Genomic DNA, 14,836 nt, shown 5'->3' with positions numbered 1-14,836 from the left:
GCACCGCACGAGCAACACCAACCAGCACCGCACCAGCACCAGCACCAGCACCAGCACCACACACGTACGCACAACGGGGGTCATCGCACCATGCGTTCCACACGTACGCCCGCATCCAGGCGCGGGCGGCGCACCGTTCTCGCCGCCACCGGGCTCGTCGCCGCCCTGGCGCTCACCGCGACCGCCTGCAACGGCTCCGAGAACTCGGCGAGCGACAAGCCCGACGCCGGCAGTTCCCAGGCAGCCGCGGACGGCGGCAAGGCCAAGATTCCGGCCGATCTCGCGGGCAAGCTCAAAGAGCACGGCATCGACGTCGACCGCTGGAAGGACGGCGGCTGGAAGGACTGGGACAAGGACAAGTGGCTCAGTGACGCCAAGGACTTCGTCAATCCGGTGATCGAGGGCCTCTGGAAGCCGGAGCGGATGCAGTCCGCCGAGGAGGCCGACAAGACGGTCACGACGAAGGACGCGTCGGCCGGCCAGGGGGTCAGCGACCCGGACCCGGCACCCGTCAGGGCCCAGGCCGAGAAGACGCCGTACCACCGCAACGCGGCGCCCGTCGGCAAGGTCTTCTTCGACTCCCCCGACGGCCCGGCCGTCTGCTCCGGCACGGTCGTCAAGGACGTCAACCACCCGGGCAAGTCCAACCTGGTGTGGACGGCGGGCCACTGCGTGCACGCCGGGGGCAACGGCGGCTGGTACCGCAACATCGTCTTCGTCCCGGCGTACAACGACCTCGGTAAGTCCGAGGCGGAGCTGGGCAACGCCGGCCAGCGCGAGATCGCCCCGTACGGCAACTGGTGGGCGAACTGGGCGTCCACGTCGAACCAGTGGATCCAGGGCGGTTCGGAGACCGGTGGCGACGGAGCCGCATACGACTACGCGGTGCTGCACGTGAAGCCGGAGCAGGGCGCGAAGTCCCTGGAGGAGACGGTCGGTGCCGCGCTGGACGTGGACTTCTCCGCCCCGTCCGCGGCCGAGTCCCGCAAGATGGGCGCCTGGGGCTACCCGGCCGCCCCGCCCTACAACGGCCTGAAGATGTTCAAGTGCGTCGACGTGCCCGGCCGGTTCTCGCTCAGCGCGTCCCTGCCGACGATGTACCGCATCGGCTGCGACATGACCGGCGGTTCGTCCGGTGGCGGCTGGTTCCGGGTCCTGAACGGCAAGTCCGTGCTGGTCTCCAACACGTCGATCGGCCCGGCCGACAACACCTGGCTGGCCGGTCCGCAGCTGGGCCGGGACGCCGAGGCGCTCTACCAGAACATGAGCAAGAAGTACGGCGGTCAGTGATCCACACATGCTGAAGGCCCGCCCCCAGTGACAGGGGGCGGGCCTTTCGCGTCCTTCTCGCGCCGTACGAGAGCCGCTACCGGCTCGGGCCGAGAGGCACTACCGGCTCGGGCTCAAAGGCACTACCGGCGCGGGCTCAGAGCGCGGACGCCGGGACGTACGGCGTGAGTTCCGCCGCCAGTTCCTCGTGTACCCGCACCTTGAGCAGGGTGCCTTCCGGGGTGTGCTCCTCGGAGATCACCTCGCCCTCGTCGTGCGCGCGGGCGACCAGCTTGCCGTGCGTGTACGGCACGAGCGCCTCGATCTCGACCGACGGGCGCGGCAGCTCGTTGTCGATGAGCGCGAGCAGCTCTTCGATGCCCAGGCCGGTACGGGCCGAGACGGCGATGGACCGCTTCTCGACGCGCAGCAGTCGCTGGAGCGTCAGCGGGTCGGCCGCGTCGGCCTTGTTGATCACGACGATCTCGGGCACATCGGTGGCGCCGACGTCCCGGACCACCTCGCGCACGGCGGCCAGCTGCTCCTCCGGGAACGGGTGCGAACCGTCGACCACGTGCAGGATCAGGTCGGACTCGCCGACCTCCTCCATCGTGGAGCGGAACGCCTCGACCAGGTGGTGGGGCAGGTGGCGCACGAACCCGACGGTGTCGGCCAGCGTGTACAGCCGACCGCTGGGGGTCTCGGCCCGGCGCACGGTCGGGTCGAGCGTCGCGAACAGGGCGTTCTCCACCAGCACGCCCGCGCCCGTGAGGCGGTTGAGCAGCGAGGACTTGCCGGCGTTGGTGTAGCCGGCGATGGCCACGGACGGGACCTTGTGGCGCTTGCGCTCCTGGCGCTTGATCTCGCGGCCGGTCTTCATCTCCGCGATCTCCCGGCGCATCTTCGCCATCTTCTCGCGGATCCGGCGCCGGTCCGTCTCGATCTTGGTCTCACCGGGACCACGGGTGGCGAGGCCGCCGCCCTTGCCGCCGCCCATCTGACGGGACAGCGACTGACCCCAGCCGCGCAGTCGCGGCAGCATGTACTGCATCTGCGCGAGGGCGACCTGCGCCTTGCCCTCTCGGGACTTGGCGTGCTGGGCGAAGATGTCCAGGATCAGGGCCGTGCGGTCGATGACCTTGACCTTGACGACGTCCTCGAGGTGGATCAGCTGGCCGGGGCTGAGCTCACCGTCGCAGATGACGGTGTCCGCTCCGGTCTCGACGACGATGTCGCGCAGTTCCTCGGCCTTGCCGGAGCCGATGTAGGTGGCCGCGTCGGGCTTGTCGCGGCGCTGGGTGACTCCGTCGAGCACCAGCGCGCCGGCCGTCTCGGCGAGGGCGGCGAGCTCCGCGAGGGAGTTCTCCGCGTCCTGCACGGTTCCCGAGGTCCAGACGCCGACGAGGACGACCCGCTCCAGACGGAGCTGGCGGTACTCGACCTCGGTGACGTCCTCGAGCTCGGTGGAGAGGCCCACCACACGGCGCAGGGCCGCGCGGTCGGAGCGGTCGAACTGGTCGCCGTCCCGCTCTCCGTCGATCTCGTGGCTCCAGGCGACGTCCTCTTCCATCAGGGCATCGGCCCGAAGACCCTCGGGGTGGCTGTGCGCGAAGCGCTTGGAGTCCTGGGAAAAGGAAGAAGAGGAGGTCATTGGATCCTTACGTAGGTGGGAAACCGTTCACTGTCTGCAACGCACGGGCGGTCCGGGAGATTCCCGGCGTTCCGTGCCGCGCCGACCTGAAGATGGTCGCACGGCACGGGGCGTCTCGTCACTGTGTTATCGCGCGGGCGTCAGCGCCCTGTTCCGGGCGGGCGTCAGCGCCCTGTTCCGGGCGGGCGTCAGCTCCGTGTGCCGGGCGGGCGTCATCCCGGTCCGGTCCTGCTTCCCGGGGGCCTTCGTGGCGGGAGCCTTCGGCTTCCAGTCCGGGTGCCCCGGCATGGGCGGGGTCTTCTCGCCGTACAGCCAGCCCTGGAAGAAGCCGTCCAGGTCGCGCCCGGCGATCTCGGTGGCGAGCCGGACGAAATCGTCCGTCGTGGCCGTGTCGTCCTGGTGGCGACCGACCCAGGCGCGTTCCAGGCGTTCGAAGGCCGGGCGGCCGATCTCCTGGCGCAGGGCGTACAGGACGAGCGCGGCGCCGTCGTAGACGTTGGGCCGGAAGATGCTGGTCTTGCGGCCGGGGTCGGGTGCCTTGGGGGCGGCGGGCGGTCCGCCGGCGGCGCGCCAGCGGTCGGAGGCGGCGTAGGCGGCCTTCATCCTCTCCCGCATCGGCTTGTCCGCCTGTTCCTCGGCGTACAGGGCCTCGTACCAGGTGGCGTGTCCCTCGTTGAGCCACAGGTCCGACCAGGTGCGGGGGCCGACGCTGTTGCCGAACCACTGGTGGGCCAGCTCGTGGACCATGATCGACTCGACGTACCACGGGGGGTAGACGGGGTCGGTGAAGAGTTCCCGTTCGAAGAGGGAGAGCGTCTGGGTCTCCAGTTCGAAGCCGGTGGTGGCGTCGGCCATGAGCAGGCCGTACGTCTCGAAGGGGTAGCGGCCGACCTTGCCCTCCATCCAGGCGATCTGGCCGGGGGTCTTCTCCAGCCAGGGTTCGAGCGCCGTCTTGTGCCTGGTGGGGACGACGTCCCGTACGGGCAGTCCGTGCGGGCCGGTGCGGTGCAGCACCGTGGAGCGGCCGATGGAGACCTGGGTGAGTTCGGTGGCCATGGGGTGCTGGCTGCGGTAGGTCCAGGTCGTGGACCCGCCGGACTTCTCCACTCCGGCGGGCAGGCCGTTGGCGACGGCCGTGTGACCGTCGGGCGCGGTGACCCGGATGGTGAACATCGCCTTGTCGGAGGGGTGGTCGTTGCAGGGGAACACCAGGTGCGCGGCGTCTGCCTGGTTGGCCATGGCGAGGCCGTCCGCGGTGCGCACCCAGCCGCCCTCGCGGTTCTCGAGGGGCCGGGGATCACTGGTGTGCCGCACGGTGATGCGCATCCAGTTGCCGTCCGACACGGAGTCCTCGGGTGTGATCACCAGGTCCTCGCCGGCGGTGCGGAACTCGGCGGGGTCGCCGTCGACCTCGACCGACTCGACGGTGCCGTGGGCGAAGTCCAGGTTGACGCGATCCAGGTCGGCGGTGGTCCAGGCGTCGATGGTGGTCACGGCTCGCAGCGGTTCGCTGTTGTCGCCCGGGTAGGTGAACGAGAGGTCGTACGACGCCACGTCGTAGCCCGGGTTGCCGAGGTACGGGAAGAGCCGGTCGCCGACGCCGAGCGGGACGGCGGGGGCGCTCGCGGCGACGAGGCAGACGGAGATCGCCGAAGTGAGCAGGGCGGCGGCGGTGCGGCGCCGCCGGGTGGGGATGGCGGCGGTGCGGCGCCGCCGAGTGGGGGTGGCGGCCTGGCTGTGGGGGGTCAGGAGCATGCCCCACGGCTATCAGCGCGCGGGTGAGCGGCGGGGACGGCGCGCTTTCGTCCCACCCGAACCGGGGACGGGCGCCTGCGCCGGGTGCCGTCCCGGCCGCGAGGTGAGGCCGCCGGGCCCCGGCCGCTCACCCGCCCTGCGGCTGGGGCTGCGGCTGGGCCCTGCTGACGTCGTACACCCCGGCCACATTGCGCATCGCGCGCATCAGCGCGGGCAGGTGGCCGGCGTCGGGGAGCTGCACGGTGTAGGTGTGCCGCACCTGCTGGTGGGTCGGGGGCTCGACGGTCGCCGAGACGATCTCGGCGCCCTCGGAGGCCATGGCCTCGGTGAGGTCGGCCAGCAGATGGGGACGGACGAACGATTCGGCGACCAGGGTGACCCGGCACTCGGCGGTCTCCCCCCAGCGCACGCCGACCTCCGCGCGCCCACCGTCCTTCATGCGCGCCACCGCCGCGCACTCCACGCGGTGCACGGTGACCGCTCCTCCACGTACGGCGAAGCCGGTGATCTCGTCGGGCGGTACGGGCGTGCAGCAGCGGGCCAGCCGGACGCTCGCGCCGGGCAGGTCGGTGAGCACATGGCCGCCGCCGGGGCGGGCGGCGGGCTGCTCCGGGGCCGTGTCCGGGCCGGGTGGGCCGGCGGGCCGCGGAGCCGACCGGTCCCCGGCGATCCGCGCCTCGCCCTGCTGCTGGGACTCCGCCTGCACCGGGTGGGCGGTCAGCCACCGCTGGATGGCGATCCGGGCCGCGGGCGTGTGGGCGTGCTCCAGCCACTCCCGGGACGGCTCCGACGCCGGGTCCTGGCCCATGAGGAGCTGAACGGTGTCGCCGTCCCTCAGCACGGTGCTCAGCGTCGCCAGGCGGCCGTTCACCCGGGCCCCGATACAGGCGTGCGCGTCCTCGCCGTACTGCGCGTAGGCGGCGTCCACACAGGTCGCGCCCTCAGGCAGGCCGATGGTGCCGCCGTCGGGCCGGAAGACGGTGATCTCACGGTCCTGGGCGAGGTCCTCGCGCAGGGTCGACCAGAAATGGTCGGGGTCGGGTGCCGCCTCCTGCCAGTCGAGGAGCCGGGAGAGCCAGCCCGGGCGGGTGGGGTCGACGCGCTCGCCGTCGGCCGGGTCCTCGGGGGCCGGTGCGTACGGGTTGCCGAGGGCGACGACACCGGCCTCGGCGACCTTGTGCATCTGGTGCGTGCGGATCAGGACCTCGACGACCTGGCCGTCCTCGCGCGCCACGGCCGTGTGCAGCGACTGGTACAGGTTGAACTTCGGTACGGCGATGAAGTCCTTGAACTCCGAGACCACCGGCTTCATACAGGTGTGCAGTTCGCCCAGGACGCCGTAACAGTCGGCGTCCTCGTTGACCAGCACCAGCACGCGGCCGAAATCGGAGCCGCGCAGCCGGCCGCGTTTGCGGGAGACGCGGTGCACCGAGACGAAGTGGCGGGGCCGGATGAGGACTTCGGCGGTGATGTCCGCCTCGCGCAGGACACCGCGGACCTCGTCGGCGACCTCGGCGAGCGGGTCGTCCGCGCGGGCGGCGTTGCGGACGATCAACTCCCTGGTGTGCGCGTACTCCTCGGGGTGCAGGATCGCGAAGACCAGATCTTCCAGTTCGGTCTTGAGCGCCTGGACGCCGAGCCGTTCGGCGAGCGGGATGAGCACGTCACGTGTCACCTTGGCGATGCGCTCCTGCTTCTCGGGGCGCATGACGCCGAGGGTGCGCATGTTGTGCAGCCGGTCGGCGAGTTTGATCGACATCACGCGGACGTCGCTGCCGGTGGCGACGAGCATCTTGCGGAAGGTCTCGGGCTCGGCGGCGGCGCCGTAGTCGACCTTCTCCAGTTTGGTGACGCCGTCGACGAGGTAGCGGACCTCCTCGCCGAACTGGTCGCGTACCTGGTCGAGCGTCACGTCCGTGTCCTCGACGGTGTCGTGCAGCAGGGACGCGGTCAACGTGGTGGTCTCGGCGCCGAGTTCGGCCAGGATCAGGGTCACCGCGAGCGGGTGCGTGATGTACGGCTCGCCGCTCTTGCGCATCTGGCCGCGGTGCGAGGACTCGGCCAGAACGTAGGCGTGGCGCAGGGGTTCCAGGTCCGCCTCGGGGTGGTGGGCGCGGTGGGCCTCGACGACATGGCTGATGGCGTCGGGCAGCCGGCCGCGGGAGGCCGGGCCGAGCAGGGCCGCGCGGCCGAGGCGGCGCAGGTCGATCCGGGGGCGAGCCTTTCTGCGGGGCGCTGTCGGCGTCACCTGTCCCGACACCGCGCCCGGCATCGGGCCTGGGGTCACGGAATTCGTGGCCTCCGCACTCATGGGCACCTCCGGCTGCGTCAACCGGCGGACGGGGTGCCCCAGAGCGGACACGGCTCAGGGAGCGGCTTCGGTCCCCCGTCCGGGCCGGTGCTTGATGCTACCGAGCCCACCACGCCCGACTGACCGCCTCTCGCCGAGCGTGAAACTGATCACCCATTCGAGGGATGAATGTGAGGTTTGTACCCCTCGTCGCCGCCACCCCCGCGAGGCGATTCCCGCCAAGTGGCCGGATATCAACGGTGGTTTCGGGTCGCGTGGCCGAGGTCGCGCGGATGTTTCGAGACGACCTTGCTTCCGCTCACGCGGACGTGGCGGCTTCCAGCCAGTCCGCGTCGATCTCACCCTCGGCCACGATCACGGCCGGGCCGGTCATCTCGATCTCGCCGTCGGGCCGCTCGGTGATCACCAGGGTGCCGCCCGGGACGTCCACGGTGTAGGTCGCGGGGGCGCCCGTGGCCGTCGGGTCGGCGCCGTCGCGGCGGGCGGCGGCCACGGCGACCGCGCACGCGCCGGTGCCGCAGGAGCGGGTCTCGCCGGAGCCGCGCTCGTGCACGCGCAGCGCGACGTGTCCGGGCCCGCGGTCGACCACGAACTCCACGTTCACACCGTCCGGGTACGCGGCGGCCGGGCTGAAGGGCGGCGGGGAGAGCAGATCACCGGCGTGCGACAGATCGTCCACGAACGCGACCGCGTGCGGGTTGCCCATGTTGACGTTCCGCGCGGGCCAGCTGCGCTCGCCGACACTCACCGTGACGTCGCCCTCCGGGAGTACCGCCCGGCCCATGCCCACGGTCACGTCACCGTCCTTGGCGATGTGCACGGTCTTCACGCCCCCGCGCGTGGCGACCGCCAGGTCTCCCTCGGTCACATGACCGGCGCGCTGGAGGTAGCGCGCGAACACCCGCACGCCGTTGCCGCACATCTCCGCGACCGAGCCGTCGCCGTTGCGGTAGTCCATGAACCACTCCGCCTCGGCCGCGAGCCCTGCGGCCTCCGGGTGGGCGGCGGACCGCACGACGTGCAGCAGCCCGTCACCGCCGATGCCCGCGCGACGGTCGCACAGGGCGGCGACGGCGGCCGGGGGGAGGTCGATGACGTTCTCGGGGTCCGGGACGATCACGAAGTCGTTCTCGGTGCCGTGCCCCTTGAGGAAGGCGATCCGCGTGCTCATGCCTCGATCGTAACGGGGCACGCGCCCCCTACCGCAGGCGTGCCACCCGCCATACGGCGAGGACCACCACCACGGCCACGACCAGGGCATACGCGAGGGCGACCCGCCAGTCGGGTCTGCGACCGGCGCCGCGGGCCGGCAGGCCCGGCCAGGTGTAGCCGACGCGGCGGGCGGCCATCATGCCCCAGCCGGCCGCGCAGGAGCAGATCAGCAGGCCCAGCATGGCGATGACGGCCCCGCTGTCCCCGAAGTCGAAGGCGAGCGGGAAGGCGAACATCAGGGAGCCGAGCGCCGCGAGGCTCACGATGGGAGCCAGCTGCCAGATGCGGAGCCGGCGCTGCGGGCGCAGCTCGACCTCGACCTCGTCGGCGAACATCTCGCCGGGCTCGGGGCCGTCGTCCGTCACACCCTGGGTGTCGTCGGGACCGTCGGAACTGAGGTGGCCCGTCTCCTGCTCCGGTGCGTCCTCACGCCCCGCCCCGTCCCGCTCGGCGGTGACGTGATCGGTGCTTCGTGCGGTGTCGCGAGGGCCGGCCTCCATCGCCACGCGCCCTCCCAACTAGGACTCAACTCGGTCGATCGAAGCTCGATGATGGCACGCCGCCGAACGACCGGATGACGGCCTGGGCGTCCCGATGCCATGACGTGATCAGGCTGTAACCGGTCGTTCGACCAAGGACAGCGCGAGCTGCGGAAGTTCCGCGCGATCGGCCGCAGCCCCACTCAACCAGTGCACCCGCGGGTCGCGCCTGAACCATGAATCCTGGCGGCGCGCGAAGCGCTTGGTGGCACGCACGGTCTCGGTCCGCGCGTCCTCGAGGGTGCACTCCCCGGCGAGCGCCGCGAGCACCTGCTGGTAGCCGAGCGCGCGCGAGGCCGTACGCCCTTCTCGCAACCCCTGCGCCTGAAGTGCGCTCACCTCGTCGACGAGCCCGGCATCCCACATCCGGTCGACCCGGCGCGCGATGCGCTCGTCCAGTTCGGGTCGGGCCACGTCGACGCCGATCTGGAGGGTGTCGTACACCGAGTCATGGCCGGGGAGGTTGGCGGTGAAGGGCCTGCCGGTGATCTCGATCACCTCCAGGGCGCGGACGACCCGGCGGCCGTTGCTCGGCAGGATCGCACGGGCGGCCTCGGGGTCGGCGGCGGCCAGGCGGGCGTGCAGCGCCCCGGAGCCGCGCAGCGTGAGTTCCTCCTCCAGGCGGGCGCGGACCTCGGGGTCGGTGCCCGGGAACTCCAGGTTGTCGACGGCCCCGCGCACGTACAGTCCCGAGCCGCCGACCAGGATCGGCCAGCGACCCTCGGCGAGCAGCGCCTCGATGCGCTCCCGGGCCAGGCGCTGGTACTCGGCGACGGACGCCGTGACGGTCACGTCCCAGATGTCCAGCAGGTGGTGGGGGACGCCGTCGCGTTCTTCGGGCGTCAGCTTGGCGGTGCCGATGTCCATCCCTCGGTAGAGCTGCATGGAGTCGGCGTTGACGACTTCACCACCGAGACGCTGGGCCAGGAATACGCCCAGATCGGACTTTCCGGCCGCGGTTGGTCCGACGACGGCAATGACGCGGGGGGCGGGGGGTGCACTGCTCACCGACCCAGTCTCGCAAACCTCGACACCCGGTCTCGAACGAGTTACGTGACGCGACGGCCGCGGGGTCGTTGCCCGTTGCGAGGTTCCTGCCGCCGGATCGCAGAGGCGGTGGCCCGGACCGCGCAATGTGCCGCACCGGGCGACGCGGGATTTCGCCCGCACGAGTAACGTATGGAGTGGATATGGGCGTTTTTGCACGACTTCTCCGGCGGTCGAAGGCCACGGCGGAGACGCCTGCGGCCGAGGCTCAGACCGACACGGCGAAGGCCGGAGAGACGGAGGCGGCCGAGGCCGCGGAGACGAAGGGCACCGACGGAGCGGAGGAAACGGCGGAGCCGACCGCCGAGGCCGCGCAGGCCTCGACGTCCTCGACGTCCTCGACGTCCTCCGAGTCCGAGGGTGTGGACATCCCCAAGCAGCAATCCACCGAGAAGGCGGCAGACAACGAGGCCGGCGAGGGCGCCCGTACCTGACCGCCCTGCGCAAGGGAAGGTGAGCCATGGGTCTCATGGACAACGTGAAAGCCAAGCTGGGCCCGGCCAAGGGCAAGGTCTCCGACCTCGCACAGCGGCACGAGGGCAAGATCCACCACGGTCTCGACAAGGCCGCGCAGGCCGTCGACAAGAAGACCAAGGGCAAGTACAGCGACAGGATCCAGTCGGGCACGGGCCGGGCCAAGGGCGCCATGGGCCGACTCACACACCATGGCGACACCGCAACGGACACGGGCGGCACGACGACCCCCGGCGCGGCCGGCACCACGGCCGCCGGTGGGGACGGCACCACGCCGTCGCCCGGCACCGGCCGGACGGCTCCGCCGCGGGACACGGGCGGCACTCCCCCTCCGGAGGCACCACCGCCCACCTCCTGAGCGCACACCGGCACACTGAAGGGCACATCGTCGGACGGCCGCGGAGCACAAAGCTCCCGGCCGTCCGCCGTTTCCCGCCCCGCCGTCGGGTCTACGACCAAGCGGTGACGACGTCCGGCCTACGACCAGGCGACGCCACCCGGTCCTACGACCAGGTGGCGACGACGTACCCCACGCCGTACGGCGCGTCCTCGTACAGCAAGGCGCCGCCCAGACCGGCGCCGTCGGCCGCGCCCGCCAGGACCTGCCAGGGGGCCCGGCCGGACACCTTCAGCTCGTGTGCCAACCCGGTGTCCAGCGTGGTGAGGGCGGCCACGTCCGCAGCGCCGAGCGCGCGGGCGATCTCCGCGTCGAAGGGCGCCGCCCGTTCGTCCAGGTAGCCCGGCGCCTTGAGCGTCCGACAGGCACTGGCGTCACCCATCACCAGCAGGGCGACGCGCTCGTCCCGGGTGGCGATGTCCCGCCCGGTCCGCTCGCACCGCTCGGGCGGGTACGACTCCCCCACGCCGAGACCCTCGACCGGGGCGTTGGACCACCCGGTCCGCTCCAGCAACCAGGCCGCCACCGCCAGCGCGTACGGCAGACGCCGCTTGGTGTCCGGGCCCGTGGCCACTCCCGTCCGTACGGCCGGGCCCGCGGCCGCTCCCAGCCGTACGTCGAGATCGACGCCGAAGCCCCGGAAGGAACCCGTGGCTCCCTCCGGGTACGTCTCGGGCCCGGGGCCGTCCACCGGTCCGACCACCACGAGCCGGCCGGGCCGGGCGGCGGCGAGCACCCCCAGCGCGTCCGCGCAGGCGTCCCGAGCGGCGTCCAGTTCCGCAGCGGCGCCCGCGGCGACCTCGGGGACCAGCAGGGGCGGGCAGGGGCAGACAGCGGCGGCGACAAGCATGATCGGCAGGGTAGCTCTCAGGAACGGGCACGGCCGCCACCGCTCGGGGCGGCGGACCGGGTCAGTCGCAGCCGCACCCGCTCGCCACGGCGGGCAGGGGCTCGGGGGCGCCGATCCTCGGCAGCCCGAGCATCACGCCGGCCGGCTTGGCCTTCTCGGCCGCGTTGCGCTTCTCCCAGGCGTCGCCCGCGCGCGTGCGGCGCACGTCCAGCACGGGGCCCTCCGCGAGGAGGTGGTGCGGGGCGGCGTAGGTGATCTCGACCGTGACCACGTCGCCGGGACGGACCGCCTGGTCCGGCTTGGTGAAGTGGACGAGGCGGCTGTCGGGGGCGCGGCCGGAGAGGCGGTGAGTGGTGTCGTCCTTGCGGCCCTCGCCCTCGGCGACCATCAGCTCCAGTGTGCGGCCGACCTGCTTCTTGTTCTCCTCCCAGGAGATCTCCTCCTGGAGGGCGACGAGGCGCTCGTAGCGCTCCTGGACGACCTTCTTGGGGATCTGGCCGTCCATCTCGGCGGCCGGGGTGCCGGGCCGCTTGGAGTACTGGAACGTGAAGGCCTGGGCGAAGCGGGCCTCGCGCACCACGTGCAGCGTCTGCTCGAAGTCCTCCTCGGTCTCGCCGGGGAAGCCCACGATGATGTCCGTGCTGATCGCGGCGTGCGGGATGGCGGCGCGGACCTTCTCGATGATGCCGAGGAAGCGCTCCTGGCGGTAGGAGCGGCGCATCGCCTTCAGGACGGGGTCCGAGCCGGACTGGAGCGGCATGTGCAGCTGCGGCATCACGTTGGGCGTCTCGGCCATGGCGGCGATGACGTCGTCGGTGAAGTCACGCGGGTGCGGGGAGGTGAAGCGGACGCGCTCCAGGCCGTCGATCTTGCCGCAGGCGCGCAGCAGCTTGCTGAAGGCCTCACGGTCGCCGATGTCGGAGCCGTAGGCGTTGACGTTCTGCCCGAGCAGCGTGATCTCGGAGACGCCCTCGGCGACCAGGGCCTCGATCTCGGCGAGGATGTCGCCGGGACGGCGGTCCTTCTCCTTGCCGCGCAGGGCCGGGACGATGCAGAAGGTGCAGGTGTTGTTGCAGCCGACGGAGATGGAGACCCAGGCCGCGTAGGCGCTCTCGCGGCGGGTGGGCAGCGTCGAGGGGAACGCCTCCAGCGACTCGGCGATCTCGACCTGCGCCTCCTCCTGCACGCGGGCGCGCTCCAGCAGGACGGGCAGCTTGCCGATGTTGTGCGTGCCGAAGACGACGTCCACCCAGGGCGCCCTCTTCACGATGGTGTCGCGGTCCTTCTGCGCGAGGCAGCCGCCGACCGCGATCTGCATGCCGGGGCGGCTCGCCTTCTTCGGGGCGAGGTGGCCGAGGTTTCCGTAGAGCTTGTTGTCGGCGTTCTCCCGCACGGCGCAGGTGTTGAAGACGACTACGTCCGCCCCGTCGGCGCCCTCGGGGGCGCGGACGTAGCCCGCGTCCTCCAGCAGTCCGGACAATCGCTCGGAGTCGTGGACGTTCATCTGGCACCCGTAGGTGCGTACCTCGTATGTGCGCGTGCCGCCCACTGACTGGCTCCGGTCGATGCTGCTCATGGGGACAAGGGTAGGCGGTCGGCGAACGTGGCCCGGCCGCCTGTGGACAACCTCCGCCCCGGGCTCAGGGTTCGATGAGTCCGGCCCTGATCGCGTACCGGGTCAGCTCCAGGCGGTCGCGCATGCCGAGCTTCTGGAGGAGGTTGGCGCGGTGGCGCTCGACCGTCTTGGCGCTGATGAAGAGAAGTTCGCCGATCTCCTTCGAGGTGTGGCCCTCGGCGACGAGCTTGAGGATCTCCTCCTCGCGTTCGGTGATGGCCCGCTCCGGCAGGCCGTCGCCGCGGTGCAGCCGGTCGAGGTAGGAGCGGACCAGGGCGCGTTCGGCGCCCGGGTAGATGAACGGCTCGTCGCGCACGGCCGCCCGGCAGGCCTCGACCAGGTCGCGGTCGGCGACGGACTTGAGGACGTAGCCGCTGGCGCCGGCCCTGAGCGCCTCGAAGAAGTACTCCTCGTTGTCGTACATGGTCAGGATCAGGATGTGCAGGTCGGGCAGTCTGCGCGAGAGCTCCCGGGCGGCCTGGAGGCCGGTCATACGGGGCATGGCCACGTCCAGGACGGCCAGGTCCACCGGGGTCTCCCGGGCCTTGGCGACGGCCTCGGCGCCGTCCCCGGCCTCGGCCACGACGGTGAGGTCGGGCTCCCCGTCCAGGATGAGGCGCACGCCCCGGCGCACGAGGGTGTGATCGTCGGCGAGCAGCACGCGGATCGGTGTGGACATCAGCGGGATCCTTAGGTCACTGGTTCGCGTACGGCCACCGGTACGCGCAGCCGTACGTCGGTGCCCCCGCCCGGCGCTGTGTCCAGCGTCAGGACGGCACCGATGAGCAGCGCGCGTTCACGCATGCCGGTGAGCCCGGCGCCCTCGGGGGCGTCCCCGAGACCCGTGCCGTTGTCGCGTACAAGGAGTTCGACGACGTCAGGGACGCCATCGGGGACACCGCCGGGGACCGGCTGGAGGCGGAGTTCGGCGCGGTCGGCGGCGGCGTGCCGGGCGGTGTTGGTCAGGCTCTCCTGGGCGACCCGGTAGACGACGAGTTCCGCTTCGGGGGTCAGGGCGGGGAGCTCGCCGGTGACCTGGTGGCGCACGGTCAGTCCATGGGTGGTGAACTCGCCGGCGAGTGAGCGCAGCGCGCTGGCCAGCCCGAGTTCCTCCAGCACCCCGGGGCGCAGCCGGCGGGCGATCCGGCGGATCTCGTCCAGGCCGGCCCGGGTCGCCTCCTGTGCCTGGCCCACCTCCTCGCGGAGGTCCTCCGGCACCAGGTCGGCGACGCGCTTGAGCTGGAGGAGGACGGCGGTCAGGGTCTGCCCGACCTCGTCGTGGAGCTCCCGGGCGATCCGGTGCCGTTCGCCCTCCTGCGCGGACAGTGCCCGGGCGGCACCCGCGGCCCGCTCGGCCTCCAGCCGGTCGAGCATCGTGTTGTACGTCGTGATCAGCCCGGCCGTCTCCGCCGGTCCCGCGACGGCCGGCCGGGTGCCCGGACGCAGCAGGTCGACGGTGGCCATGGCCCGGTCCAGCCGTTGCAGGGGCACCAGGCCGAAGCGCAGCACCAGCGCGTTTCCGGCGATCAGCAGTATCAGGCCGCCCAGCAGGACGAAGGCCTCGCCCACGAGGACGGGGGTGGATACGGTGACCGGGCCGAGCAGCAGCGCGGTGGCCACGACCAGGCAGGCGGCGTTGAGCGAGAAGATCCGCCAGAACAACGACACGCTCCCGGATCCACTCCTTCCCGCCTCCGCGCAGTGCACTGCCCCGTC

The 14,836-nt window shown here is 71.8% G+C and carries 13 protein-coding genes; 3 read left to right on the top strand and 10 right to left on the bottom strand.

The features are described 5' to 3' along the window. Positions 1-90 precede the first annotated feature (90 nt). Entirely contained in the window at positions 91-1,290 is a 1,200-nt protein-coding gene (locus ACFZDE_RS33120; protein ID WP_391206315.1) for a trypsin-like serine peptidase, read from the top strand. Between the two features lie 136 nt (positions 1,291-1,426). On the opposite strand, the gene hflX is transcribed toward ACFZDE_RS33120, so the two are convergent. The 6 genes from hflX to miaA form a co-directional block, all read right to left on the bottom strand. Beyond that, positions 1,427-2,920 carry a GTPase HflX gene (gene hflX / locus ACFZDE_RS33115; RefSeq protein WP_391206311.1) on the bottom strand — a complete coding sequence of 498 codons (1,494 nt, stop codon included), beginning with the start codon at positions 2,918-2,920 and terminating at the stop codon, positions 1,427-1,429. Between the two features lie 126 nt (positions 2,921-3,046). After that, positions 3,047-4,675 (bottom strand): M1 family aminopeptidase, encoded by a 1,629-nt coding sequence (locus tag ACFZDE_RS33110; protein WP_391206308.1) that lies wholly within the window; start codon positions 4,673-4,675, stop codon positions 3,047-3,049. A gap of 127 nt (positions 4,676-4,802) precedes the next feature. Continuing rightward, positions 4,803-6,986, bottom strand: coding sequence for an HD domain-containing protein (locus ACFZDE_RS33105; RefSeq protein WP_391206305.1), 2,184 nt, complete (start codon positions 6,984-6,986; stop codon positions 4,803-4,805). Between the two features lie 298 nt (positions 6,987-7,284). After that, complete coding sequence (gene dapF / locus ACFZDE_RS33100) at positions 7,285-8,157, bottom strand: diaminopimelate epimerase (protein WP_391206303.1); 873 nt, start codon at positions 8,155-8,157, stop codon at positions 7,285-7,287. Positions 8,158-8,185: 28 nt separating this feature from the next. Continuing rightward, positions 8,186-8,698 carry a hypothetical protein gene (locus tag ACFZDE_RS33095; protein WP_390994991.1) on the bottom strand — a complete coding sequence of 171 codons (513 nt, stop codon included), beginning with the start codon at positions 8,696-8,698 and terminating at the stop codon, positions 8,186-8,188. A gap of 108 nt (positions 8,699-8,806) precedes the next feature. Then, positions 8,807-9,745 carry a tRNA (adenosine(37)-N6)-dimethylallyltransferase MiaA gene (gene miaA, locus ACFZDE_RS33090; protein ID WP_390994829.1) on the bottom strand — a complete coding sequence of 313 codons (939 nt, stop codon included), beginning with the start codon at positions 9,743-9,745 and terminating at the stop codon, positions 8,807-8,809. Positions 9,746-9,927: 182 nt separating this feature from the next. Between miaA and ACFZDE_RS33085 the strand changes: the two genes are divergently transcribed. Next, positions 9,928-10,218, top strand: a complete 291-nt coding sequence (locus tag ACFZDE_RS33085; protein WP_391206301.1) for a hypothetical protein — start codon at positions 9,928-9,930, stop codon at positions 10,216-10,218. Positions 10,219-10,244: 26 nt separating this feature from the next. Then, positions 10,245-10,616, top strand: coding sequence for an Rv0909 family putative TA system antitoxin (locus ACFZDE_RS33080; RefSeq protein WP_391206298.1), 372 nt, complete (start codon positions 10,245-10,247; stop codon positions 10,614-10,616). Between the two features lie 145 nt (positions 10,617-10,761). On the opposite strand, the gene ACFZDE_RS33075 is transcribed toward ACFZDE_RS33080, so the two are convergent. From ACFZDE_RS33075 to ACFZDE_RS33060, 4 genes are all read right to left on the bottom strand, one after another. Next, positions 10,762-11,505 (bottom strand): class III extradiol dioxygenase subunit B-like domain-containing protein, encoded by a 744-nt coding sequence (locus tag ACFZDE_RS33075; RefSeq protein ID WP_391206295.1) that lies wholly within the window; start codon positions 11,503-11,505, stop codon positions 10,762-10,764. Positions 11,506-11,566: 61 nt separating this feature from the next. Continuing rightward, a complete protein-coding gene (gene miaB, locus ACFZDE_RS33070; protein ID WP_391206292.1) occupies positions 11,567-13,081 on the bottom strand; it encodes a tRNA (N6-isopentenyl adenosine(37)-C2)-methylthiotransferase MiaB in 1,515 nt (504 codons plus the stop codon). Between the two features lie 64 nt (positions 13,082-13,145). After that, on the bottom strand, positions 13,146-13,799 hold the full coding sequence (locus ACFZDE_RS33065) for a response regulator (protein ID WP_390994840.1): 654 nt from the start codon (positions 13,797-13,799) through the stop codon (positions 13,146-13,148). Positions 13,800-13,810: 11 nt separating this feature from the next. Continuing rightward, positions 13,811-14,788, bottom strand: a complete 978-nt coding sequence (locus ACFZDE_RS33060) for a histidine kinase (RefSeq protein ID WP_391206289.1) — start codon at positions 14,786-14,788, stop codon at positions 13,811-13,813. Positions 14,789-14,836 lie beyond the last annotated feature (48 nt).

Source organism: Streptomyces sp. NPDC007929 (assembly GCF_042959065.1).
Lineage (GTDB): Bacteria > Actinomycetota > Actinomycetes > Streptomycetales > Streptomycetaceae > Streptomyces.
The sequence above is the reverse complement of the archived record's forward strand: the minus strand, read 5'-3'. Positions and strand labels throughout refer to the sequence as shown.